At 54.7% G+C, this 24004-nt stretch carries 29 protein-coding genes and 1 other annotated feature; of the genes, 18 read left to right on the top strand and 11 right to left on the bottom strand.

The genetic code is table 11. The features are described from left to right. Positions 1 to 95 precede the first annotated feature (95 nt). A complete protein-coding gene (locus ACOT0L_RS21030) occupies positions 96 to 632 on the top strand; it encodes a YniB family protein (protein WP_015570741.1) in 537 nt (178 codons plus the stop codon). Between the two features lie 32 nt (positions 633 to 664). On the opposite strand, the gene ACOT0L_RS21025 is transcribed toward ACOT0L_RS21030, so the two are convergent. From ACOT0L_RS21025 to pfkB, 3 genes are all read right to left on the bottom strand, one after another. Further along, positions 665 to 1525: a fructosamine kinase family protein gene (locus ACOT0L_RS21025; protein ID WP_022647830.1), complete on the bottom strand. Its 861-nt coding sequence runs from the start codon at positions 1523 to 1525 to the stop codon at positions 665 to 667. A 105-nt stretch (positions 1526 to 1630) separates the two neighbouring features. After that, the gene (gene ghoS / locus ACOT0L_RS21020) at positions 1631 to 1921 is read right to left on the bottom strand and encodes a type V toxin-antitoxin system endoribonuclease antitoxin GhoS (RefSeq protein WP_003857822.1); all 291 of its coding nucleotides are present in this window, start codon (positions 1919 to 1921) and stop codon (positions 1631 to 1633) included. A 91-nt stretch (positions 1922 to 2012) separates the two neighbouring features. Further along, positions 2013 to 2945 (bottom strand): 6-phosphofructokinase II, encoded by a 933-nt coding sequence (gene pfkB, locus ACOT0L_RS21015; protein WP_022647831.1) that lies wholly within the window; start codon positions 2943 to 2945, stop codon positions 2013 to 2015. A gap of 17 nt (positions 2946 to 2962) precedes the next feature. Between pfkB and ACOT0L_RS21010 the strand changes: the two genes are divergently transcribed. The 3 genes from ACOT0L_RS21010 to ACOT0L_RS21000 all read left to right on the top strand — a co-directional run bounded on the left by ACOT0L_RS21010 (position 2963) and on the right by ACOT0L_RS21000 (position 4497). Continuing rightward, on the top strand, positions 2963 to 3235 hold the full coding sequence (locus tag ACOT0L_RS21010; RefSeq protein WP_022647832.1) for a hypothetical protein: 273 nt from the start codon (positions 2963 to 2965) through the stop codon (positions 3233 to 3235). A gap of 5 nt (positions 3236 to 3240) precedes the next feature. Further along, complete coding sequence (locus ACOT0L_RS21005; RefSeq protein WP_022647833.1) at positions 3241 to 3999, top strand: DUF481 domain-containing protein; 759 nt, start codon at positions 3241 to 3243, stop codon at positions 3997 to 3999. 264 nt (positions 4000 to 4263) lie between these two features. Further along, positions 4264 to 4497 carry a hypothetical protein gene (locus ACOT0L_RS21000; RefSeq protein WP_032622263.1) on the top strand — a complete coding sequence of 78 codons (234 nt, stop codon included), beginning with the start codon at positions 4264 to 4266 and terminating at the stop codon, positions 4495 to 4497. 148 nt (positions 4498 to 4645) lie between these two features. Here the strand turns inward: ACOT0L_RS21000 and yniD are convergent, their stop codons facing one another. Continuing rightward, positions 4646 to 4753, bottom strand: a complete 108-nt coding sequence (yniD, locus tag ACOT0L_RS20995; RefSeq protein ID WP_003857815.1) for a small membrane protein YniD — start codon at positions 4751 to 4753, stop codon at positions 4646 to 4648. Positions 4754 to 4851: 98 nt separating this feature from the next. After that, the gene (yncL, locus tag ACOT0L_RS20990; protein WP_071785204.1) at positions 4852 to 4944 is read right to left on the bottom strand and encodes a stress response membrane protein YncL; all 93 of its coding nucleotides are present in this window, start codon (positions 4942 to 4944) and stop codon (positions 4852 to 4854) included. A 323-nt stretch (positions 4945 to 5267) separates the two neighbouring features. On the opposite strand from yncL, the gene thrS reads away from it, so the two are divergent. The 14 genes from thrS (at position 5268) to selO (ending at position 17910) form a co-directional block, all read left to right on the top strand. After that, entirely contained in the window at positions 5268 to 7196 is a 1929-nt protein-coding gene (gene thrS, locus ACOT0L_RS20985) for a threonine--tRNA ligase (protein ID WP_006809077.1), read from the top strand. Positions 7197 to 7199: 3 nt separating this feature from the next. Beyond that, a complete protein-coding gene (gene infC / locus ACOT0L_RS20980; RefSeq protein ID WP_059443439.1) occupies positions 7200 to 7742 on the top strand; it encodes a translation initiation factor IF-3 in 543 nt (180 codons plus the stop codon). 97 nt (positions 7743 to 7839) lie between these two features. Further along, the gene (gene rpmI, locus ACOT0L_RS20975; RefSeq protein WP_001124225.1) at positions 7840 to 8037 is read left to right on the top strand and encodes a 50S ribosomal protein L35; all 198 of its coding nucleotides are present in this window, start codon (positions 7840 to 7842) and stop codon (positions 8035 to 8037) included. Positions 8038 to 8087: 50 nt separating this feature from the next. After that, on the top strand, positions 8088 to 8444 hold the full coding sequence (gene rplT / locus ACOT0L_RS20970) for a 50S ribosomal protein L20 (protein ID WP_000124850.1): 357 nt from the start codon (positions 8088 to 8090) through the stop codon (positions 8442 to 8444). Between the two features lie 117 nt (positions 8445 to 8561). Beyond that, positions 8562 to 8686, top strand: a sequence feature (Phe leader region). After that, the gene (pheM, locus tag ACOT0L_RS20965; protein ID WP_221765953.1) at positions 8567 to 8611 is read left to right on the top strand and encodes a pheST operon leader peptide PheM; all 45 of its coding nucleotides are present in this window, start codon (positions 8567 to 8569) and stop codon (positions 8609 to 8611) included. (Overlaps the previous feature by 45 nt.) A gap of 62 nt (positions 8687 to 8748) precedes the next feature. Beyond that, positions 8749 to 9732: a phenylalanine--tRNA ligase subunit alpha gene (pheS, locus tag ACOT0L_RS20960; RefSeq protein ID WP_022647837.1), complete on the top strand. Its 984-nt coding sequence runs from the start codon at positions 8749 to 8751 to the stop codon at positions 9730 to 9732. A 15-nt stretch (positions 9733 to 9747) separates the two neighbouring features. Then, positions 9748 to 12135 (top strand): phenylalanine--tRNA ligase subunit beta, encoded by a 2388-nt coding sequence (gene pheT / locus ACOT0L_RS20955; RefSeq protein ID WP_046618268.1) that lies wholly within the window; start codon positions 9748 to 9750, stop codon positions 12133 to 12135. Between the two features lie 4 nt (positions 12136 to 12139). Then, complete coding sequence (gene ihfA / locus ACOT0L_RS20950) at positions 12140 to 12439, top strand: integration host factor subunit alpha (protein WP_003857805.1); 300 nt, start codon at positions 12140 to 12142, stop codon at positions 12437 to 12439. Positions 12440 to 12542: 103 nt separating this feature from the next. Continuing rightward, positions 12543 to 13523, top strand: a complete 981-nt coding sequence (btuC, locus tag ACOT0L_RS20945; RefSeq protein ID WP_126504164.1) for a vitamin B12 ABC transporter permease BtuC — start codon at positions 12543 to 12545, stop codon at positions 13521 to 13523. Positions 13524 to 13556: 33 nt separating this feature from the next. Continuing rightward, positions 13557 to 14108 (top strand): glutathione peroxidase, encoded by a 552-nt coding sequence (locus tag ACOT0L_RS20940; RefSeq protein ID WP_126504166.1) that lies wholly within the window; start codon positions 13557 to 13559, stop codon positions 14106 to 14108. Beyond that, positions 14108 to 14863: a vitamin B12 ABC transporter ATP-binding protein BtuD gene (btuD, locus tag ACOT0L_RS20935; RefSeq protein WP_058677258.1), complete on the top strand. Its 756-nt coding sequence runs from the start codon at positions 14108 to 14110 to the stop codon at positions 14861 to 14863. The genes ACOT0L_RS20940 and btuD overlap by 1 nt, the downstream gene beginning before the upstream one ends. A gap of 72 nt (positions 14864 to 14935) precedes the next feature. Further along, on the top strand, positions 14936 to 15400 hold the full coding sequence (locus ACOT0L_RS20930; protein ID WP_015570730.1) for an NlpC/P60 family protein: 465 nt from the start codon (positions 14936 to 14938) through the stop codon (positions 15398 to 15400). 292 nt (positions 15401 to 15692) lie between these two features. After that, positions 15693 to 16406: an EAL domain-containing protein gene (locus ACOT0L_RS20925; protein ID WP_022647843.1), complete on the top strand. Its 714-nt coding sequence runs from the start codon at positions 15693 to 15695 to the stop codon at positions 16404 to 16406. Positions 16407 to 16467: 61 nt separating this feature from the next. After that, complete coding sequence (gene selO / locus ACOT0L_RS20920) at positions 16468 to 17910, top strand: protein adenylyltransferase SelO (RefSeq protein ID WP_126504168.1); 1443 nt, start codon at positions 16468 to 16470, stop codon at positions 17908 to 17910. On the opposite strand, the gene ACOT0L_RS20915 is transcribed toward selO, so the two are convergent. From ACOT0L_RS20915 to hemP, 6 genes are all read right to left on the bottom strand, one after another. Then, positions 17907 to 18686 carry a heme ABC transporter ATP-binding protein gene (locus tag ACOT0L_RS20915; protein WP_126504170.1) on the bottom strand — a complete coding sequence of 260 codons (780 nt, stop codon included), beginning with the start codon at positions 18684 to 18686 and terminating at the stop codon, positions 17907 to 17909. The genes selO and ACOT0L_RS20915 overlap by 4 nt on opposite strands. Continuing rightward, entirely contained in the window at positions 18679 to 19671 is a 993-nt protein-coding gene (locus ACOT0L_RS20910) for a FecCD family ABC transporter permease (protein ID WP_126504172.1), read from the bottom strand. Before ACOT0L_RS20910 ends, ACOT0L_RS20915 begins: the two co-directional genes overlap by 8 nt. Next, positions 19671 to 20489, bottom strand: coding sequence for a heme/hemin ABC transporter substrate-binding protein (locus ACOT0L_RS20905; RefSeq protein ID WP_126504174.1), 819 nt, complete (start codon positions 20487 to 20489; stop codon positions 19671 to 19673). Before ACOT0L_RS20905 ends, ACOT0L_RS20910 begins: the two co-directional genes overlap by 1 nt. Then, positions 20486 to 21514, bottom strand: a complete 1029-nt coding sequence (gene chuS / locus ACOT0L_RS20900; protein ID WP_126504176.1) for a hematinate-forming heme oxygenase ChuS — start codon at positions 21512 to 21514, stop codon at positions 20486 to 20488. Before chuS ends, ACOT0L_RS20905 begins: the two co-directional genes overlap by 4 nt. A gap of 35 nt (positions 21515 to 21549) precedes the next feature. Next, on the bottom strand, positions 21550 to 23532 hold the full coding sequence (locus ACOT0L_RS20895; protein WP_126504178.1) for a TonB-dependent hemoglobin/transferrin/lactoferrin family receptor: 1983 nt from the start codon (positions 23530 to 23532) through the stop codon (positions 21550 to 21552). Positions 23533 to 23608: 76 nt separating this feature from the next. Next, on the bottom strand, positions 23609 to 23797 hold the full coding sequence (gene hemP, locus ACOT0L_RS20890; protein ID WP_022647850.1) for a hemin uptake protein HemP: 189 nt from the start codon (positions 23795 to 23797) through the stop codon (positions 23609 to 23611). Positions 23798 to 24004: the final 207 nt, after the last annotated feature.

Below are 24004 nucleotides of genomic sequence, written 5' to 3'. Positions count from 1 at the left end.
AAGCAATTTAGCATATTGCATTCAAAGATCGGGCGAAAATGACCGACAGCAGGTAGACTTAGGCACAAATAACGCGTCTTTATGAAGAGGAACTAATGACGTATCAACAAGCTGGACGCATCGCAGTCTTAAAACGTATTGCTGGTTGGGTTATTTTCATTCCCGCCCTGATTTCAACGCTGATCTCCGTACTTAAATTTATGTACGATCACAGCGAAAAACAGCCGGGCATTAATGCCGTCATGCTCGATTTTGCCCACGTCATGATTGAGATGATGCGGTTTAACACCCCATTCCTGAACGTCTTCTGGTTCAACTCTCCCACCCCGGATTTTCACCACCAGCTGAATGTCGGGTTCTGGATAATCTATGCGTTGATCTTTATCGCGATGGCGTTGCAAGCCTCCGGCGCGCGCATGAGTCGCCAGACCCGCTTTTTACGCGAAGGGGTGGAAGATCAGCTGATACTTGAGAAGGCGAAAGGCCCTGACGGGATGAGCCGCGAGCAGATCGAATCACGCATTGTCGTTCCGCGTCATACCATTTTTGTGCAGTTTTTCCCGCTCTACATCCTGCCGGTTATTATCATTGTGGCCGGGTATTTCTTCTTTACGCTGCTCGGCTTCCTGTAATGTCAAAGGGGGCGTATTGCCGCCCCCTCCCGTTATGCCGCCAGGATACGGTCCAGCGCCCGCTGGGCATTCACCAGATGACTCCCGCCAAACAAAATCGCCCGGTTTAGCAAGGTGTACAGCTGATAAACCGGCTGACGTTCAAGGAAACCCGCAGGTAACGGCGAGACAGACTGATAGCCATCATAAATTTGCGGCGGCTGTTCAGGGTGCAACGGCAGCATCGCGAGGTCACATTCTCTGTCGCCCCAGTAGCAGGCCGGGTCAAATATATAGGGACCATCAGGCCCAAGCGCGCAGTTGTTCGACCATAAATCACCGTGCAGAAGGGAAGCCTGAGGCTGATGCGAAGCCAGACGCTGCTGAATGTGTTCAACAATCGCGTCGATGTTGCCGAACGCTAGTCCCTTTTCAGCGGCCAGCTCCAGCTGCCAGCCTATGCGCTGCTCGGCGAAAAAAGTCGACCAGCGGCGTTGCCACGCGTTTGGCTGTGGGGTGGTAGAGAGGTCGTTATCGAAATCGAGCCCAAACTGAGGTTGATCGCTCCACTGGTGCAAACGGGCGATCTGTTGGCCGAGAATAAAGGCGTTGTGCGCATCCAGAGGGCGCGCCGGAAGATAGTTCATCACCAGAAAGCTGTAGTCACGATCGCTGCCAACGGCTAAAACCTGTGGAACGTTGACTGTTTTACTGCGCGATAACAACTCAAGCTGATCGGCTTCGGCCGTAAAAATGGGGAGCAATTCGCGCTCATCACATTTCACGAAGAGATCGCGCCCGGCGTAACGTAAATGCCATGCGGCATGGATCTCTCCGCCTGGCAGTTCGTTACGCAGTTCAATTTCACCTTCACCCAGTTGCTCACTTAAAAGATGACTGATAGCCTGCCACATGATGTCTCTCCCATGTTGTCTGCCAGATCATAAAGTTAGCGCAAAACGGCTATAAAAAAACAGGAACTAACGCACAACTGAGCGGTTTAATTTTGTACAGGGCACTTATTGTTCTTTTTTATGCCAGTTTTCCCAGCTATCCACATCAATTTCCGTGGCTTTGTCAGTCACGCTTTCCACCAGGCTACTGGCCAGCGCCTTCACCTCCTCCTGACTCAGCGGGCTTATCAGGCCAAAGGCCAGCGAGCCGAGATCGTGAATATTGCCCTCATCGTCCGTCAGCGTGAGCAGAAAATTCGCCCGCGTGAAAGCGTTGTTGAGTTCATTCAGTTCGGTTAGCGATGCTTCATGAATATTGACGGTTACGACGTAGCGGGTGATATCACCACTGCTCATAATTCACCTCGTTGTTATCCTGAAAGTTTTCTTAGCATAGTCGATAAGCCATATTTGGCGACTTCCCCCTCCACGGGAAGGGGAAGCACGTTCAGCTTCTCGCCAGGTAATCGACAATTTTCTGAGTATCCGCAAGCGAACACAGACGGGTTCCCTGATTGATGGTGGCAGCGCTCCCTGCCGCGACGCCATAGCGTGCCATCTCCAGAAGCGAAGCGCCCTGCGCCAGCTTCAGCACCATCGCGCCAACCATACTGTCACCGGCACCCACGGTACTCTGACTTTTCATCGGCGGTGGAACAACCTGCACGCAGCCCGTCTTGTCGACGGCCAGCGCACCCTGAGGACCGAGAGAGACTACAACGCGATGCGCTTTGCCCGTGCGTACCAGCTCTTCTGCGGCAGTACGCACGTCATCAGGCTGGTTGAGCTCGCGATTGACAAGCGCACTGAGCTCTTTCTGGTTAGGTTTGACAAGTTCAAGTTGTCCGGGCTCTAACGCCGCCTTCAGGGCATCGCCTGAGCTATCGACAATGCAGCGGATGCCGCGCTGGAGCACCGCCTGAACCAGTGCCGTCAGCTTTTCTGTTTTGACGCCCGGCGGCAGGCTACCGCTGATCACCAACAATGAGCCGCTTTCAATGGTCAGCACTTTCTCTTCCAGTTGACGAAACTCATCATCGCTCAACTTCGCCCCTGGCATCACAAAACGATATTGCTCGCCGCTGGATTCAACATGGACATGCAGGTTTTGCCGGGTCCAGTCTCTGGCGTCAACGGTATCTACGGCAACCTGTTCATCTGCCAGCAGCGCAACCAGATGCTCACCCGTGGCGCCGCCAGCGGGGAAGATGGCGGTTGCTTTTCCGCCGAGATGGGTAATCGCGCGCGCCACGTTAATGCCGCCGCCGCCCGGCTCAAACACCGGCGCGCTACAGCGCAGCTTACCTTCCGGATAGATTTGCGGCGTCATGGTCGCAGAGTCGAGGGAAGGGGAGAGTGTCAGCGTGTAAATCGAAGCCATCATGACCTCCTTTTATCATGGGTTATTTTAAGCCTGGCACCGTTTGGCAGGAAGGCAACGTAAATAACAGTATGATTTTAAAAATGAATGCTGACAAAAAACCTTGGCCGGGTATATACATTAAATCGCGTTTTGGGATCGTTCTTATTCAAAAAATGAAAGAAGAAATTATTGCTATGTTATTTGCGGCTTTTTATAATTTGTTACCTTTCTATGGTCGCCTTGTCATTGATCCGCAAGAAAGTTTCCGAGACCGTGACGGTCTCTTTTTATGTTGTACGGACTCCTAAAATAAATGAAGCTTTTGAAGACAGTACCCGCAGCACTGATGCTGGCGGGTGGCGTATTTGCGTCACTGAATGCAACCGCCGATGATACCGTTTTTACTGTCATGGACGATCCCTCCACTGCCAAAAAACCCTTTGAAGGTAACGTGAATGCCGGGTATCTGGCGCAATCCGGTAACACGAAAAGCTCCTCCATGACCGCAGACAGCACCCTGACCTGGTACGGCAACACCACGGCCTGGTCGCTGTGGGGCAATGCCAGCAACACGTCTGCTAACGATGAACGCTCCTCTGAGAAATACGCGGTAGGTGGGCGTAGCCGTTACAACATGACAGATTATGACTACCTGTTTGGGCAGGCGAGTTGGCTTACTGACCGCTACAACGGCTATCGCCAGCGCGATGTCATGACTGCGGGTTATGGTCGTCAGTTCCTGAATGGACCGGTGCACAGCCTCCGTTTTGAATTCGGTCCGGGTGTCCGTTACGACGAGTACACCAACGGCGAAGATGAAACCCAGCCGCTGGGTTATGCATCAGGCACCTACGCATGGCAAATGACTGACAACGCGAAATTCACCCAGGGTGTGTCGGTGTTTGGTGCTGAAGATACAACGCTGAACTCTGAAAGTGCGTTGAACGTGGCTATCAACGAACACTTTGGACTCAAGGTGGCGTACAACGTAACCTGGAACTCATCACCGCCTGATTCCGCGCCGGAACATACCGATCGCCGAACCACGATTTCTTTAGGTTATAAAATGTAATTTCTTCGGGCCGGGACTATTCTCGGCCTGTTTTTTATTTTTTGAAACTGTGCTTATTTATATTAAACGGCGTTTTGAAATAATAGGCATGCTTTCGTCTTCATAATTTCTCCATAATTAGGCGACCAGGCCTTATTCAGTTTATTTGACACGATTTGATAAATAATTTGACTAGGCAAAAGTGTGATCCAGATCTACACTTACGGCACAGGCAAAAAACTCGCCTCAGGCATTTCTGCATTAATTAAGTATGAGAACAGAATTATGAAAAAAATCAAAACCGCTACAGCAGCGATGGTGCTTTCCGCACTTTCATTTGGCGTATTTGCTGCTGATAATATGACGCAACCTGCCAGTGACGTTAACAGCCCAGTCGGGATCGCTAAAGCCTCTGATGTTGAAGCAGGCTCCAACATTGCCCCTGGCTCCCAGTCTACCGGCCAGTCAATGAATGATGCATTTGATGTACACAAGCTGGTGGCGGGTGAGTGGTCCTGATATTTCAATTGCCACATGTGATGGAATATATACGCTGTCACAGCCTGGCGAAAACCGGATTATGACGTACCGGTTTTGACCATAAATTATCGTAAAGATAGTTAAGATTTATTCAGTAAATTCACGGCACGTTTTCGCTGACATAATATTAGCCCCAGATCATCGCGGCCCAACGCAGCAGCAACATCGCGCCGCAAATAGCGATTAACACCACGACCATTTTCCAGTGCTTAACGGCAAATCTTTTTGTTGGCATAACCCAATCCTTGTCAGTTGATACCCTTAGTCTACCAAAGTCTGCGCCAGAAAGCGCTTTACCCGGGACAACAGGTTATGCCAGAACAGCGGTTCGGCTTAAAACCAGTGGAATCTGTCGGCCAGTATCAATACCAGACCAGCAGCGGAAAGTAGATTCAATATCACAACGGTTCTGCTCGATACATTCATGTGATACCCCTTCGATGTTTAAGGACCAGATCAAGAATAGCTCAGCACTTTCGGATTGCGAGCCCCCGTCAACAAAAGTTCATGAACGCAGACATAAGGATGAGCGGTTCAAATCGGTCGCGGGAAGGTGCATTCGCCCTGTTAATAGTGTTACCATTACGCTGCTTGCCGTAAATCCGCATTTATCTGAATCGGCAGGTGCATGATGACGAACCAATTTGACGATTGTTGGTCAGATGGTTTCGTAATCTACTGTTTAATCACGATTATTTTCTTTGTATATGCTCTTATGTGTGGGGCATCACTGCAAATAAGGATATAAAATGCCTGTAATTACTCTTCCTGATGGCAGCCAACGCCATTTCGACCACGCTGTAAGCCCAATGGATGTTGCACTGGATATCGGTCCTGGACTCGCAAAAGCAACCATTGCAGGCCGCGTAAACGGTGAACTGGTAGACGCGTCCGATCTGATTGAAAGCGATGCAACGCTTGCGATCATCACCGCGAAAGACGAAGAAGGTCTGGAGATCATTCGTCACTCCTGTGCGCACCTGTTAGGTCATGCTATTAAGCAGCTGTGGCCCAACACCAAAATGGCGATCGGCCCGGTTATCGACAACGGCTTCTACTACGACGTTGACCTTGACCACACCCTGACACAGGAAGATATCGACGCGCTCGAAAAACGTATGCATGAGCTCGCCGAAACGAACTATGACGTCATCAAGAAGAAAGTCAGCTGGCATGAAGCGCGTGAAACCTTCGTGAAGCGCGGCGAGAGCTATAAAGTCTCGATTCTTGATGAAAACATCGCTCATGATGACAAGCCTGGCTTGTACCATCACGAAGAATATGTCGACATGTGCCGTGGACCTCACGTGCCGAATATGCGCTTCTGTCATCACTTCAAACTGATGAAAATCGCAGGCGCCTACTGGCGTGGCGACAGCAACAATAAAATGTTGCAGCGTATCTATGGTACCGCGTGGGCCGATAAGAAAGCCCTGAACGCGTACCTGCAACGCCTGGAAGAGGCGGCTAAGCGTGACCACCGTAAAATCGGTAAGCAGCTTGACCTGTATCATATGCAGGAAGAAGCGCCGGGGATGGTGTTCTGGCATAACGACGGCTGGACAATCTTCCGTGAACTGGAAACGTTCGTGCGCTCCAAGCTGAAAGAGTACCAGTATCAGGAAGTGAAAGGCCCGTTCATGATGGACCGTGTGCTGTGGGAAAAAACCGGCCACTGGGACAACTACAAAGATGCGATGTTCACCACTTCGTCTGAGAACCGTGAATACTGCATCAAGCCAATGAACTGTCCGGGCCACGTTCAGATCTTCAACCAGGGTCTGAAATCCTACCGCGATCTGCCGCTGCGTATGGCGGAGTTCGGTAGCTGCCACCGTAACGAGCCATCAGGTGCGCTGCACGGTCTGATGCGTGTTCGTGGCTTTACTCAGGATGATGCGCATATTTTCTGTACTGAAGATCAGGTACGTGATGAAGTTAACGCCTGTATTCGTATGGTCTACGATATGTACAGCACCTTTGGCTTCGAGAAGATCGTGGTCAAACTCTCAACGCGTCCGGAAAAACGTATCGGTAGCGATGAGACATGGGATCGCGCAGAGGCGGATCTCGCCGTGGCGCTGGAAGAGAACGGTATTCCGTTCGAATACCAGCTGGGCGAGGGCGCATTCTACGGTCCAAAAATTGAATTTACCCTGTATGACTGCCTCGATCGCGCATGGCAGTGCGGAACGGTACAGCTGGACTTCTCCCTGCCGCAGCGTTTAAGCGCCTCTTATGTTGGCGAAGACAACGAGCGTCAGGTGCCGGTTATGATTCACCGTGCGATTCTCGGTTCACTGGAGCGCTTCATCGGCATCCTGACTGAAGAGTTCGCGGGCTTCTTCCCAACCTGGCTTGCGCCAGTGCAGGTAGTTGTGATGAACATTACCGATTCTCAGGCGGATTACGTTAAAGAATTGACGCAGAAACTACAAAATGCGGGCATTCGCGTAAAAGCAGACTTGAGAAATGAGAAGATTGGCTTTAAAATCCGCGAGCACACTTTACGTCGTGTCCCGTATATGTTGGTCTGTGGTGATAAAGAGGTGGAAGCAGGCAAAGTTGCCGTTCGCACCCGCCGTGGTAAAGACCTGGGGAGCCTGGACGTAAGTGAAGTGATTGAGAAGCTGCAACAAGAGATTCGCAGCCGCAGTCTTCAACAACTGGAGGAATAAGGTATTAAAGGCGGAAAACGAGTTCAAACGGCACGTCCGAATCGTATCAATGGCGAGATTCGCGCCCAGGAAGTTCGCTTAACAGATCTTGAAGGTGAACCACTGGGGATTGTGAGTCTGAGAGAAGCGATCGAAAAAGCTGAAGAAGCTGGAGTAGATTTAGTTGAAATCAGCCCTAACGCCGAACCGCCAGTTTGTCGTATTATGGACTACGGCAAGTTCCTTTATGAAAAGAGTAAATCTTCTAAGGAACAGAAGAAGAAGCAAAAAGTTATCCAGGTTAAGGAAATCAAATTCCGTCCTGGTACCGACGATGGCGATTATCAGGTAAAACTCCGCAGCCTGATTCGCTTTCTGGAAGATGGCGATAAGGCCAAGATCACGCTGCGTTTCCGCGGTCGTGAGATGGCCCACCAACAGATTGGTATGGAAGTGCTTAACCGCGTCCGTGAAGATCTGAGTGAACTGGCAGTAGTCGAATCCTTCCCAACGAAGATCGAAGGCCGCCAGATGATCATGGTGCTCGCTCCTAAGAAGAAACAGTAAGGCCTTCAAGCAGCAAAATCTGTGGAGCCTTCGGGCCCCATAGGTTTTGTTCGCCTATGTTTCGTTTATTTAACAATGCGAAGTGGAAGTTATTAAAATGCCAAAAATTAAGACCGTACGCGGTGCTGCTAAGCGCTTCAAAAAAACCGGTAAAGGTGGTTTTAAGCACAAGCACGCTAACCTGCGTCACATTCTGACTAAGAAAGCTACCAAGCGTAAACGTCACCTGCGTCCAAAAGCCATGGTTTCTAAAGGCGATCTGGGCCTGGTCATCGCGTGCCTGCCGTACGCATAAGTCGTTAACGTTTAACTTTTTTAACTTAGAATAGATACAGGAGAGCACACATGGCTCGCGTAAAACGTGGTGTAATTGCACGTGCACGTCACAAGAAAATTTTGAAACAAGCTAAAGGCTACTACGGTGCGCGTTCACGCGTATACCGCGTTGCCTTCCAGGCTGTTATCAAAGCAGGTCAGTACGCTTACCGTGACCGTCGTCAGCGTAAGCGTCAGTTCCGTCAACTGTGGATTGCGCGTATCAACGCAGCAGCACGTCAGAACGGTATTTCTTACAGCAAATTCATCAACGGCCTGAAAAAAGCCTCTGTTGAAATCGACCGTAAGATCCTGGCTGACATCGCAGTATTCGACAAAGTAGCGTTCACCGCTCTGGTCGAAAAAGCGAAAGCAGCACTGGCATAAGCCAGTTGAAAGAGGGGGCTTTGCTCCCTCTTTTCATATCGCCTTATCAGAAGATTGACATTTACCCGTCCAGGCTTTTCAATAAGGTCTTAACGGTTTTTACCCTACAAGGTAACGCAAGCATGAATGGTGCTATTTTCCGCTTCTTCTTTTACTTTAGCACCTGACTTCAGGAGGCTAGCGCGTGAAAGATGAAACGAAAAACAGCGCCAGATAAGCCTCCCGATGGAGGCTTTTTTTGTGCCTGAATTTGAGAGATTACGTCCAACAATTCGGTGTCTGCACCGACATAATGAGGAAAACCATGTCACATCTCGCAGAGCTGGTTGCCAGTGCAACGGCCGCCATTAACCAGGCCTCAGATGTTGCCGCGTTAGACAATGTCCGCGTCGAATATCTGGGCAAGAAAGGGCATCTGACCCTTCAGATGACTACCCTGCGTGAACTGCCAGCAGAGGAGCGCCCGGCAGCAGGTGCAGTGATTAACGAAGCCAAAGAGCAGGTACAACAGGCGCTGAACGCACGTAAAGCTGAGCTGGAAAGTGCAGTACTGAATGCGCGTCTGGCGGCAGAAACGATTGACGTTTCTCTGCCGGGTCGCCGTATCGAAAACGGCGGTCTGCATCCGGTTACCCGTACTATCGATCGTATTGAAAGTTTCTTCGGTGAGCTCGGCTTTACCGTGGCGACTGGCCCGGAAATTGAAGATGACTACCACAACTTCGATGCCCTTAACATTCCTGGCCATCATCCGGCACGCGCTGACCACGACACTTTCTGGTTCGACGCCACCCGTCTGCTGCGTACTCAGACATCTGGCGTTCAGATCCGTACCATGAAGGAGCAGGCTCCACCGATCCGCATCATCGCGCCGGGTCGCGTATACCGTAACGACTACGATCAGACCCACACCCCAATGTTCCACCAGATGGAAGGTCTGATTGTTGATAAAAACATCAGCTTCACCAACCTGAAAGGCACACTGCACGATTTCCTGAACAACTTCTTTGAGGAAGATTTGCAGGTTCGTTTCCGTCCGTCCTACTTCCCGTTCACTGAACCTTCTGCGGAAGTTGACGTGATGGGTAAAAACGGTAAATGGCTGGAAGTGCTGGGCTGCGGCATGGTGCATCCAAACGTACTGCGCAACGTAGGTATCGATCCGGAAGTATACTCCGGCTTTGCGTTCGGTATGGGCATGGAGCGTCTTACCATGCTGCGCTACGGCGTAACCGACTTACGTGCGTTCTTCGAAAACGATCTGCGTTTCCTCAAACAGTTTAAATAAGGGCAGGAAAGAACAATGAAATTCAGTGAACTGTGGTTACGCGAATGGGTTAACACCACGCTGGACAGCGACGCGCTTTCTAACCAGATCACCATGGCGGGTCTGGAAGTTGATGGCGTGGATCCTGTTTCTGGCGCCTTTACCGGCGTCGTGGTAGGTGAAGTGGTTGAGTGTGGCCAGCACCCTAACGCCGACAAACTGCGCGTAACAAAAGTCAATGTGGGCGGTGACCGTCTGCTGGATATCGTCTGCGGTGCGCCAAACTGCCGACAGGGCCTGAAGGTAGCCGTGGCGACCGTCGGCGCGGTACTGCCGGGCGATTTCAAAATCAAAGCGGCTAAGCTGCGCGGTGAGCCGTCTGAAGGCATGCTGTGCTCCTTCTCTGAGCTGGGCATTTCCGACGATCACTCCGGGATTATCGAGCTGCCGCAGGATGCACCAGTGGGTACCGATATCCGCGAATACCTGAAGCTTGATGACAACACCATCGAAATCAGCGTGACGCCAAACCGTGCCGACTGCTTAGGCATCATCGGTGTGGCCCGCGACGTGGCCGTGCTGAACCAGACGGAACTGAACGAGCCGGAGATCGCTCCGGTTGAGGCAACCATCAGTGATGTGCTGCCGATTCAGGTTGACGCGCCTGAGGCCTGCCCGCGCTACCTCGGTCGTGTGGTGAAAGGTATTAACGTTAAAGCGCCAACCCCGCTGTGGATGAAAGAGAAACTGCGTCGCTGTGGTATCCGTTCTATCGACGCTGTGGTTGACGTGACCAACTATGTTCTGCTGGAGCTGGGCCAGCCAATGCACGCCTTCGATAAAGATCGTATCGAAGGGGGTATTATTGTGCGCATGGCGAAAGAGGGCGAAACCCTGGTTCTGCTGGACGGCAGCGAAGCGAAACTGAACGCCGACACCCTGGTAATTGCCGATCACAACAAAGCGCTGGCGATGGGCGGGATCTTCGGCGGCGAGCACTCTGGCGTCAACGACGAGACGCAAAACGTCCTGCTGGAATGCGCGTTCTTCAGCCCGCTCTCCATCACCGGCCGCGCACGCCGTCACGGTCTGCACACTGACGCTTCTCACCGCTATGAGCGTGGCGTGGATCCTGCGCTGCAATACAAAGCGATGGAGCGTGCGACTCGCCTGCTGATCGACATCTGCGGCGGCGAAGCGGGTCCGGTTATCGATGTGACCAACCAAGCGGCGCTGCCGAAGCGTGCGACCATTACTCTGCGCCGCAGCAAGCTGGATCGTCTGATTGGTCACCACGTTGCCGATGCGCAGGTGACCGACATTCTGACGCGTCTGGGCTGCGAAGTGACTGAAGGTCAGGATGAGTGGAAAGCCGTTGCGCCATCCTGGCGTTTCGACATGGAGATCGAAGAAGATCTGGTGGAAGAAGTGGCCCGCGTGTACGGCTACAACAATATCCCTGACGAGCCGGTGCAGGCGGGTCTGGTGATGGGCAGCCATCGCGAAGCCGATCTGTCACTGAAGCGTGTGAAAACCATGCTGAACGACAAAGGCTACCAGGAAGTGATCACCTACAGCTTCGTTGATCCTAAGCTGCAACAGCTGATCCACCCGGGTCAGGAAGCGCTGATCCTGCCAAGCCCGATCTCCAGCGAGATGTCAGCGATGCGTCTGTCCCTGTGGACGGGACTGCTGGGTACTATCGTTTATAACCAGAACCGTCAGCAGAACCGCGTGCGTATTTTCGAAAGCGGTTTGCGCTTTGTACCGGATACTCAGGCCAATTTAGGCATCCGTCAGGATCTCATGCTGGCCGGCGCCATTAGCGGTAACCGCTATGAAGAGCACTGGGACCTGGCAAAAGGGACGGTTGATTTCTACGATATGAAGGGCGATCTGGAAGCGATTCTCGATCTGACCGGTAAATTATCCGAAATTGAATTCCGCGCAGAAGCGATTCCAGCCCTGCATCCGGGCCAGAGTGCGGCGATCTATTTAGACGGCAAACGTGTTGGTTTTATTGGGGTTGTTCACCCGGAGCTGGAACGTAAGCTGGATCTGAATGGCCGTACCATCGTATTCGAGCTGGAGTGGAACCCGGTTGCAGACCGCGTCATTCCTCAGGCAAAGGACGTCTCACGCTTCCCGGCAAACCGCCGTGATATCGCGGTTGTGGTCGCTGAAAATGTGCCCGCAGCAGATATTTTGGCCGAATGTAAGAAAGTTGGCGTAAATCAGGTAGTTGGCGTAAACTTATTTGACGTGTACCGCGGCAAGGGCGTAGCAGAAGGTTTCAAGAGCCTCGCTATTAGCCTTATCCTTCAGGATACCAGCCGTACACTCGAAGAAGAGGAGATTGCCGCTACCGTCGCCAAATGTGTAGAGGCATTAAAAGAGCGATTCCAGGCATCATTGAGGGATTGAACCTATGGCGCTTACAAAAGCTGAAATGTCAGAATATCTGTTTGATAAGCTTGGGCTTAGCAAACGGGATGCCAAAGAGCTGGTAGAGCTGTTTTTCGAAGAGATCCGTCGTGCTCTGGAAAATGGTGAGCAGGTTAAACTCTCCGGCTTTGGCAATTTTGATTTGCGAGACAAAAACCAACGTCCGGGCCGTAACCCGAAGACGGGGGAAGATATTCCCATTACAGCCCGCCGCGTGGTGACCTTCAGACCCGGACAGAAGTTAAAAAGCCGTGTCGAAAACGCAACGCCCAAAGCAGAGTAATATGAACTAACTAAAAAGGCCGCTCACGCGGCCTTTTTTCTTTGCGCTATTTGCTAAACCCGCCGTAAAATCAATGATATCTCAACCGGATAACCTATCGTCTATGCTTGATCTTGCCCGTCTTCAGCACCGCTCCGATCTCCGCCGCCTGTGTCTGCTCGGGGTGCTGATGATTGTCGCCACCACCGTCAGCCTGTGTGCGGGCGATCGGTGGCTGGGACCGGAAAGCTGGTTTACGCCTGAGGGACAGCTCTTTGTCTGGCAGATCCGCCTGCCACGGACGCTGGCTGTGCTTTTAGTCGGCGCTGCGCTGGCGCTGTGCGGCACGATCATGCAGGCATTATTTGAAAACCCTCTGGCGGAACCCGGACTTCTCGGGGTGTCGAATGGCGCAGGCGTCGGGCTTATCGCCGCCGTGATGCTGGGGGGAGGCGAGCTCTCCGCCTGGGGGATTAGCCTCAGCTCCATCCTTGGCGCGCTGTTGATAACCCTTATCCTTCTGCGCTTTGCTCGTCGCCATTTATCCACCAGCCGGCTGCTGCTTGCCGGGGTAGCGTTGGGGATCATCTGTAGCGCGTTGATGACATGGGCCGTCTACTTCTCCACCTCTTTCGATCTGCGCCAGTTAATGTACTGGATGATGGGGGGATTTGGTGGCGTTGACTGGCGTCAGGGGTGGCTGATGGTGCTCCTGATCCCGGTCATCCTGTGGACGGCGTTCCAGGCGCAGCCGCTTAATATTCTCGCGCTGGGCGAAACGTCTGCTCGCCAGCTCGGGATGCCGATTGGCTTCTGGCGCAACGTGCTGGTTATCGCTATCGGCTGGATGGTGGGCGTAAGCGTGGCGCTGGCGGGGGCGATTGGCTTTATTGGGCTGGTGATCCCGCATATGCTGCGCCTGTGCGGTATTACGGACCACCGAACCCTGCTTCCGGCCTCGGCGGTTGCCGGGGCGGCAACGCTGCTGATTGCCGATATCATCGCCCGGCTTGCGCTGACGGCCGCTGAGTTGCCGATAGGCGTGGTGACCGCAACGCTGGGCGCACCGGTCTTTATCTGGCTACTATTAAAAGCTGGACGTTAAAACACAACCTGTAAGTCAACCTGAGGGAATGCTATGCAGTCTGATATTCTGAATACCGAAGTGACTACCATTGACGGCGAGAAAACCACGCTGGAAGGCTACAAGGGCAAGGTACTGCTCATCGTGAACGTGGCATCGAAATGTGGCCTTACGCCGCAGTATGAACAGCTGGAGAACATTCATAAAGCCTGGGAAAAAGACGGCTTTATCGTACTCGGATTCCCGTGCAACCAGTTCCTGGGCCAGGAGCCGGGCAGCGAAGAGGAGGTTAAGACCTTTTGCAGCACAACCTATGGTGTGACGTTCCCGATGTTCAGCAAAATTGATGTGAACGGGGAAAATCGTCATCCGCTGTATGCCAAACTGGTGGCCGCGGCGCCGACCGCCGTTGCGCCTGAAGAGAGTGGTTTCTATGAGCGTATGGCGAGCAAAGGTCGCGCGCCGCTCTATCCGGACGATATTCTGTGGAACTTCGAAAAATTCCTGATTGGCCGTGACGGTCAGGTCGTGCAGCGTTTCTCGCCTGACATGACGCCTGAAGATCCTATCGTGATGGAATCAATCAAACTGGCGCTGGCGAAATAATGACGCTGCTGATGCAGCTCACAGGCGTTGCCGGGAAGGGACGTCTTGAGCCTGTTACCGCCGCAGTCAACGCAGGTGAAATCCTTCACCTGGTTGGGCCTAACGGCGCCGGAAAAAGCACGCTGCTGGCGCGCATGGCGGGGCTGACCCGCGGGGAAGGGGAGATTACCTTTCTCGGGCAATCGCTCGTCAACTGGCTACCCTCTACACTCGCCTCCCGTCGAAGCTATCTGGTTCAGCAGCAGGTTCCGCCCTTTGCAATGCCCGTCTGGCACTACCTGATGCTGCACCTGCCTGATAGAAATCAGGTAGCATTGCTCCATGACGTTGCTGCGGCGCTCGGGTTAGACGATAAGCTCACCCGACAGGCCAGCCAGCTTTCCGGTGGCGAATGGCAGCGCGTGCGTCTGGCCGCCGTCATCCTTCAGGTTCATCCGGTGGGAAATCCTCACGGGCGGTTGCTGCTGCTGGACGAGCCGATGAGCGGACTGGACGTTGCCCAGCAGGCAGCGCTGGATACTCTGCTCAGCGCGCTGTGTCGCAAGGGCATCGCCATTGTGATGAGCAGCCATGATTTAAACCATACGTTGCGCCACGCGCATCGGGTGTGGTTGCTGGCGCGTGGCAAACTGATTGCCAGCGGAACGCGCGACAGCGTGCTGACGGCCCCCAATCTTGCGAGTGCTTACCACATGTCGTTCCGGAGGCTGGATATTGAAGGCCACAAGATGCTCATTTCCACGGCGCAGGAATAACCTTTCTTGCACAGCCGCATAGATGCACGCTAAATTACCGAAAGAACAAAAAAAGCAGAGGATTCGTCTGAAATGCGATTCTGGTTTCTCCTTGTTGCGGCGCTATTTCTTGCAGGATGCAGTAGCCATCGTGCACCTCCGCCTAACCCACGGCTTTCCGATTCCATTACGGTCATTGCCAGCCTGAACGATCAGCTCAGCAACTGGCGCGGCACCCCTTATCGCTATGGCGGGATGAGCCGGGGCGGGGTGGATTGCTCGGGATTTGTGCTGATGACTTTCCGCGATAAATTTGACCTACAGCTTCCGCGTGAAACGCGTATGCAGGCGAAAATCGGCACTGAAATTGATAAAGACGAGCTCCTGCCCGGCGATCTGGTCTTTTTTAAAACAGGTTCCGGTGAAAGCGGCCTTCATGTCGGCATTTATGACACCGATAATCAGTTCATTCATGCCTCGACCAGCCGCGGCGTGATGCGCTCCTCTCTCGATAATGTTTACTGGCGTAAAAATTTCTGGCAGGCCAGGCGTATTTAACCGCTGCATAAAGATGCAGTGCGGAGGGCCTGGCGGTGAAAATAGACGTCAGGCTTTTCTTGCGGGTGGATTAAAGTAAAATTTTTGCCCACTTATTTTTGTCAGCATGTGCCTGTTTTATCTAAAACTGGCTATTATTCAATAACCAGGATAAGATTATTTTAGATTCAGGGAAAAATCTGAAAATTAATACGGAAAGAATGAAATTAATCTTATTAAAATCAAGACAGTGGAATTGTGCCTGCAATTGCTCCAGGATGTTCTCTCTCATCTTTAATGCAGGACAAGGGCGATGATTATTACGCTAGATAATGCTTACCAGTCTGAACTTTTACTCCTTCCGGCGCGTGATAGTGCAGGTTTGCTTAAAGGTTTAGAGATTTTGGTTAACTTTACTGGCGTGGGTACGGACGTACGAATCCCGACTGAACTGGTTATCCCTCATCTTTCTCAGGAAGATGAATTAGTGCTGTTTCAGGAAAAACTGCAATTACTCGATACCTGTAAGCTATTTTTTATTCAGCATCAGTTAATTGCATGGATCAATATTACACCTGCAATTGTTGAGTTTTTATTAACTAATGAGAACGCTGTTTCAATCCTTGATCGTTATCCGTTTCTTGAGTTTACTGTTAATGAGAACTATCCAGGTTTAAATAACGGGAAAGACGATCTGACGCTTGCAAGAATGGCGATCCATTTCCCCTTAGTGCTGGCTAACTTTGGTGCAGGGGCTGCATCCCTTAAACCGGTTTATGATGGTCTGTTCAAACGGGTGATTCTGGATAAAAACTTTATTCATCAGCGCGTCTCGGCGCTCTCTTTCGAGCCATTTATGCGCGCCATTCTCTGGCAGATCGCGCCGCATTGTCAGTCGGTCATGGTCTCGGGAATTGACGATCACGGCATCTTACAACGCGTGCTGCCCTTCAATTTTGGCGCAATGCAGGGAACCCTGTGGCCTGCCGTCCCGGCAGAACGCGTAACGACCCTCGTTCAGCAATAACCCCTTTCTTCGCCCGTGTTTACGTCAAGGGAAACCCTCTACACTTAAAGCAGGAGGACTTATGAACCTGTCTTTTACTGCTCACTGGCACGATGAATTACCCGGCTTTTACACCGCGCTTAAGCCCACGCCTTTACAGAACGCGCGTCTTATCTGGCATAACGATGCATTAGCGGATTCGCTTGGCATCCCTTCGACATTTTTTCAGCCAGAAAAGGGCGCCGGTGTCTGGGGCGGCGAAACGCTGCTTCCGGGCATGAAGCCTCTGGCTCAGGTCTACAGCGGACATCAGTTTGGCGTCTGGGCGGGACAGCTCGGCGATGGTCGCGGCATCCTGCTGGGTGAACAGGTTCTGCCGAATGGCGAAACGCTCGACTGGCACCTGAAAGGGGCAGGGTTAACACCGTACTCACGCATGGGGGATGGCCGCGCGGTGCTGCGTTCAACCATTCGTGAAAGTCTGGCTTCCGAGGCGATGCATGCCCTGGGGATCCCCACCTCACGCGCGCTGTCCATTGTCACCAGCGACACGCCGGTGGCCCGTGAGACGATAGAGCAGGGGGCGATGCTGATCCGCGTGGCGGAAAGCCATCTGCGTTTCGGTCATTTTGAACACTTCTACTATCGCCGCGAGCCGGATAAAGTCCGCCAGCTTGCCGACTACGCCCTTCGACGTCACTGGCCGCACCTGCAAGACGAACCGGACTGCTATGTTCTCTGGTTCCGTGATATTGTCGCGCGCACCGCCTCAATGATTGCCCGCTGGCAGGCCTTTGGCTTTGCCCACGGGGTGATGAATACCGACAACATGTCCCTGTTAGGGCTGACGTTTGACTACGGTCCGTACGGCTTCCTTGATGACTATCAACCGGGTTACATCTGTAACCATTCGGACTATCAGGGGCGTTACCGTTTCGACAACCAGCCTGCGGTGGGGCTGTGGAACCTTCAGCGGCTTGCGCAAAGCCTGTCGCCGTTTATCGACGTCGATGCCCTGAACGATGCGCTCGATACCTATCAGGAGGTTTTGCTGCGGGAATATGGTGTGTTAATGCGCAACAAGCTGGGGCTGATGACGCAGGAAAAAGGCGATAACGCGCTGCTGAATGGGCTGTTTGCCATCATGGCGCGTGAAGGCAGCGACTATACCCGAACCTTCCGTATGCTAAGCCAGACTGCGCAGCAGAGCGCCGCTTCACCGCTGCGTGACGAGTTCATCGATCGACAGGCGTTTGATGACTGGTTTGCCACTTACCGGGCGCGTTTACAGCAGGAACAGATTGATGACGATACCCGCCAGGCGCGGATGAAGGCGGTTAACCCGGCGATGGTGTTGCGCAACTGGCTGGCGCAGCGGGCTATTGAGCAGGCAGAGCAGGGGGATTATGCCGAGCTGCATCGGCTGCATATCGCCCTGCGCACGCCGTTTGCTGACCGGGTGGATGACTATGTCAGCCGCCCGCCGGACTGGGGCAAGCGGCTGGAAGTGAGCTGCTCAAGCTAAGGGGCGAGAAAAACCTGCGGTACGGCGTGCGCCGGATGTCTGCCGACGTGCACCTGCGCACCGTACCAGTGTGCCAGCGCGTCGGCCTGCAAAACCGTCTCCGGTATGCCCTGAGAAACAATCCTGCCGTTGTGTAACAGCAGGATCCGGTCCGACCATAATGCGGCAAGATTGAGATCGTGCAGCACCGCGCAGGCGTGAAGATGGCCCTGACGGGTCAGCGATTTCAACAGGCGCAGCAGATGCTGCTGGTGGTAGAGATCCAGCGCTGAAGTGGGTTCGTCGAGAAACAGCCAGCCGCGCGGTGTTCCGTCACGCCACAGCTGCGCCAGCGCGCGGGCGAGCTGGACGCGCTGCTGCTCGCCGCCCGAGAGGGAATGATAACGCCTGCCGGCCAGCGGCAGGCAACCGGTCAGCTGCAACACCTCACGCACAATCGACGGTTCCGGGTGACGCGTCCAGGGCGCACGCCCCATTCCAACGATCTCCTCCACCTGCCAGTCAAATCCAGGCTGAGACTGCTGGCGCATCACTGCCCGATAGCGGGACAGCGTCTCCGGATGCCATTCATCCAGCGCTTTTCCCGCCAGCGAACAGCCGCCGCTGTCGGGTTTCAGGTAGCCGGTCAGCAGCCGCAGCAGCGTGGATTTCCCCGCGCCGTTGGGGCCGATCAATGTAACCAGCTCTCCCTGCGACAGTGACAGCGAAACGTTATCTGTCAGCGTGCGGCCAGACCGGGTAAAAGTCAGATTTTCAGCCGTATAACGTTCAGCCATGCTGTTCTCCACGACGAAAAATGAGCCATAAGAACCAGGGAGCGCCAAGGATACTGGTGAGCAGGCCGACCGGCATTTCTGCCGGGGCGACCAGGGTGCGCGCGACCGTATCCGCCACCAGCAGCAGTAAAGCGCCCGCGAGTACCGTGCCGGGGAGGGTTGCCCGGTGATCGGCGCCCAGCCACATGCGCATCAGGTGCGGCACCACGAGTCCGACAAAGCCAATCACGCCGCTGACGGCGACAGCCGCAGCGACCAGCAGGGCGCTGCATAACAGTAATATTCGCTGTACAAGGGCAACGTCCACGCCAAGATAATGCGCTTCCTCTTCACCCAGTTGCAGTAAATTTAATGCGCTGGCACAACGCCAGATCGCCAGAACGGCAGGCACCATCAGCGAGGTCACGGCGAGCAGCGTTGACCACTGCGCCTGACCGAGACTACCCATTCCCCAGAGTGAAAGCTGACGCAGCTGGGCGTCATTGCTGACCCACGAAAGCACACCCACTGCCGCACCGCACAGGGCATTGATGGCGATACCCACCAGCAACAGACGTGACAGAGAGGGGTCACGCTGCTTGCTGAGCAGGAAGATCACGCCTGTGGCTGCCAGCGCCCCAAAAAATGCCGCCAGCATCGGGGCATAAAGCATCATCAGCGCGGGCAGCGAGAGCGGGAGCACCACCCACAGGGCGACGGCCAGCGCCGCACCGCTGCTGATCCCGAGCAGGCCCGGGTCGGCCAGTGGATTGCGGAACAGCCCCTGCATGACGCAGCCGGCGAGCGCCAGCGATCCGCCAATCACCAGCGCCAGCAGTACGCGGGGCAGACGGATGGTAAGCCAGATCTGGCGTAGCGTCTCATCGCTGCCGCTCCACAGCACGTTCACCGGCAGGCGTAACGCCCCAAAACCGGTGGCCATGAACGTCATGACGGTAAGCAACCCCGCCAGAAGCCATAACGATAACGTGATGCGCCGGGACATCAGGGCAATTGCTCCGCTCTGGCACGCAGCTGTTGTATGGCTTTCGGCGTGCGGACGCTGAAGCCCAGCAGGGCCATATCATCAATAGCCAGCATCTGCTTGCTTCGTCCCGCTGGCGTTTGCGCCAGGCCGGGCAGTTTCCACAGATTTTCTTCGCCGCCCAGCGCGTTAAGACCGTCCTGCGAAATCACCACCAGATCCGGCTGGCTGGCCATTACCCCCTCCTGGGAGAGCGGCTGATAGCGGGTAAAGCCCTGCATGGCGTTCTGCAACCCGGCGGCGCGTATTGCCGCATCCGCGCCGGTCTGTTGCCCGGCCGCCATTGCGGTCATTCCGCCGTGGCTGAGGATAAACAGCACCCGCTTGTTGAGCGGTGTTGAGGGCAGAGCCGCCAGCGCCTGACGCAGTGAGTTGCGCAGGGTTTCCCCTTGCACCTCATGATGCGTCGCCTGAGCTATCACCCGCACTTTTTCGTCAATCGTGCGCAGGTCAGGCGTGCCGGGAACGGTAACCACCCGGACGTGGCTCTGTTCAACCTGTTTCAGCGCCAGAGAGGGTTGCGCCTGGTCGCTTGCCAGCACCAGCGTCGGGCGTACGGACAGAATTCCCTCCGCATTCAGCTGGCGGAGATACCCCACGTCAGGCAGCGCGTTTGTCGCCTGCGGCCACTGGCTGGTACTGTCGCGCGCAACCAGAGAAGACTCCGCGCCGAGAGCGTAGACGATCTCCGTCACGTCGCCGCCGAGGGCGACAATTCTCTCCGGCGCGGCGACGGCGACCAGCGGCAGGGCGCAGAGCAGGGCAAACCAGTTTTTCATGCGGCCAGCCCTTCTGGCGTCAGAGCGTCAATCTGGCGGCGCCACTGGCTCTGCTCCGGCTCGCCTTCGGTACGCTGCCCGTAGAGCTGGGCGATCTGAGTGCCGTCCGCAGCAAACAGCTCCAGGCTGGTAACGTGTCCGTCTGCCGTGGGCTTACGCGTAACCCACGTCTCCGCGATAGTCTCCTCCAGCAGATGCAGGGTAAAGGTTGGGTTGAAGATGTTCAGCCAGCCCTTCATGGGCGTCAGTTTTTCCACCACACCGGTGAAGATCTGCACGCAGCCGCGGTTGCCGACGAAGATCATGATTTCGTTTCTGTCCTGTCGCGCCGTCTCCAGCAGTTGTGCCAGCGCGCTGTTATCCACCTTACAGGCCAGATCGTCACTCACCAGACGAAACGCTTGCTGGCGGCTCAGGTTATGGCGCTTCAGTAAGCTAAAGAACTGATGCACGTCGGTCATGGCGCGCCACTCTTTCTCCACCGAGCCTGCATCAGCACCGTCGGAATGCGCAGGGGCCTCGACAGCCTTTAGCGCCAGAGTGGGGTTATCGGCAATGATAAAACGGGTCAGCACGTCGCCCCAGGCGGCAACGTCGGTGTGATCCGTGGTGTAGACCTTCAGTAAAGCGTCGCCCTGATGATCGAAGAACTGAATGCTCTGACGTTCGCCGCGGGAGGTCGTTTCACTTATGTGAAACGCGCTCGCCCACTGGTTGAGGAACAAACGCAGATCCAGCGCGCGCGGATTCAGCACCAGCCCGGCGTGGCCGCCGAAGTGCTGGTGAGTAAACGCCCCGACCTGCTCGTGAACGGCGTATTCGTTACGGCAGATGCATTTGGTTTCCCCCACCGACTCCAGCGCTGCCAGAATCTCACGGATTTCACCGCGCAGCCGCCAGGCGTCGTGTCCAACGCGCGCAAATGCCAGCTCTGCTTCGCTGATGTGCATTAATCCGGCGATATCACGGGCGTACTTACCCGGATGTTCTTCTTTAAGCTCAAGCCAGCGTGTGTAGTGATCCATAATCTTATCCTTCTGAATCGTTGCCCCGAAGGGAATTACCATTGATAACTGACGAAGATCTTGCCGTTGCGGCCATCCTGCGGGATGCCCTGTGGTGACCAGTAGGCTTTGTCGAAGGCGTTCCCCAGCACGAGGGTGGTGGTGATGCCTTTGAACTGCTGCTGACCTTTATAGCTGACGTAGAAATCATTCACTGCGTAGCCAGGCTGCTCGCTGTAGCTGCTGCTGATGTGCGTTGAACGTTCGACGAAGGTGCCGATCCAGCCCACGGAGAAGCCGCTTTGCGCCACGGGGATATCCAGCTTGCTGGTGACGGTGTCCGGGTTGATGCTGGAGATGTATTCGCCCGTGTCGGTATCTTTCCCGCGTGTGCGGTTGTAGGCCACGTCCAGGTTGAACAGACTGGTCGCGTAGGTCGCCATCATGTCCCAGCCCCAAATTTTGGCATTTGGTACGTTATAGGACATGGTGGTGGCCGCCGCAAAATCGACGGTAGTGGAGATGTAATCTTTCGCTTTGGTGTCGAAGTAGCTGGCTTTGAACTCCAGCGCGTCGTTGGCGAGCAGCAGATCGTCAAAACGTAGCCCAAAACCGAACTCCTGGGTTTCGTTAGTTTCCGGACGCAGATTCGGGTTCGGCACCCAGTAGTTGGTGTAGAAGCTGCCGATAGAGAAGTGCTTCGAGTCGTTATACATCTCGCCCATCGTTGGCGCGCGGAAGGCCTGGGCGTAAGAGCCGAACAGCATCAGCCAGTCGGCTGGACTCACGGTTAACCCGGCGCGTGATGACCATTTATCCGCATCCACGTCGTCGTAACCGTCGCTGCTGCCGCGGTAGTTGTCGTAACGCGTCCCGCCGAGAAGCGTTACCGGCAGGTCGCGCAGGGTGATCTCATCCTGCAACCAGCCGGAGCTGAAGTCGATTTTAGCGTCCGGGAAGCCGGTGGTCGCGCCGCCAGGGTGTTGCTCCTGACGGTAGTATTCCCCGCCGTAGGTCAGCAGGTGCGAGGCAAAAGAGTCGCTGAACAGGCGGGTGCGGTTTTCCACTTTGCCGCCTTTGGTGGTCTGCTTACGGAACTCGCCGCTGGCGTCGATGTTCTGGGCGTTGATCCGCGCTTCGGACCAGTAAATTTTCGCATCGGCGTTCAGCCAGTCGTTTCCGGCTGGCGCAATGCGGTAGCCAAGCTGGGCATCGCGCTGAATGGTGGAACGATCGGTCATCGGGTTACTGCTGCTGGCATCCGTGGTCTGCGGGTTTTTCGGCTCCTGCGCGTCGTTGTTGTAGTAGCGCAGGGAGCCGCTCAGCGTCTGAGCCGGATCAATTTTCCAGCTGCCTTTCGCCAGCATATTGTTGATGGATTCGTCGTTTGGCGCCCTCGCGCCGTCACTCTGGCGAATGTCGCCGCGATCGCGACTGGACCAGGAGACCACACCGTCCAGGGTATCGGTGCGGCCATAGGCGCTGGCGCCCATCCCGATGCTGCGATCGCCCGTCGCGCCGGTAGCAAACACGCGATAGCCGCTATTTTTACCTGCGTCCAGCAGATCGCTGGCGTCGACGGTGTCATATGAAATTACGCCGCCCAGCGCGCCGCTGCCGTACAGCAAGGCGGAAGGGCCACGTACCACTTCGATACGTTTGATCAGCGCCGGATCGAGGAACGTGCTGTTCAGGTGTCCGGTATCGGTGCCCTGGCGTACGCCATCCACCAGCACCAGCACGCCACGTCGGTCGTAACCGCGCAGGTTAACGTCCTGACCGTTGGTGCGCCCGGTGCCGTCCAGCGTCAGGCCGGGCACCTTGCGCAGCAGGTCAGCGGCGGAGCTGGCGGTCTGCTTTTCCGGCGCGGTGGCGTCAATCACGCTTACCATCATGGGGGCTTCGAAGGCGCTGCGGGCGTTGCCGGTGGCGGTAACGGTGATATCGTCTGTGGCGGCAAACGCAACGCCCGGCAGGGTGCTGACAATTGCCAGCGCCAGAAGAGACGGGCGTAAAGACGCGGATTGCAGGTGTGGCATAGCAACTCTCCATAAGAATTGAAAAGCGCTGGCTGCCTGGGGATCACCTGGGTGGCTGGCGAATGTGTTGTCTGGATTATTTAGTCAGGATCAGTTTTCCGGCATTGGTCTGGCGCAGCAGGTAGTGCTGGCCGTCATGCTCGATAATGACCCGTCCCTCCTCACCCAACAGGCTTTTGCTGTCGATTCGGCGATCGGTGGGAGCAGGGGACGGCGCTGTGTGTGTTTTTACTGGCGTTGCCGCGCTGTTATCGGTCGGTGACATAATGTTTATAAATAACAATCAATGTAACAATGATAATCATTATCAATAAACTGCAAATTCACGGCAAGCGTTTTTATGAAAATTGTGTGACGGGATCAAATTTGGGGGAGAGGTGCGGTCTGATGCCCTCACCCCGACCCTCTCCCATGGGGCTGAGGGTTCCCCACAAATTAATGCGAGCACTGAGCAATCCCCTCGCCCCTCCGG

Origin of the sequence: Enterobacter cloacae complex sp. XAL002 (assembly GCF_049236805.1) — a bacterium.
In the GTDB taxonomy this organism is placed as follows: Bacteria; Pseudomonadota; Gammaproteobacteria; order Enterobacterales; family Enterobacteriaceae; genus Enterobacter; species Enterobacter intestinihominis.
This window is presented reverse-complemented; position numbering and strand designations above follow the sequence as displayed.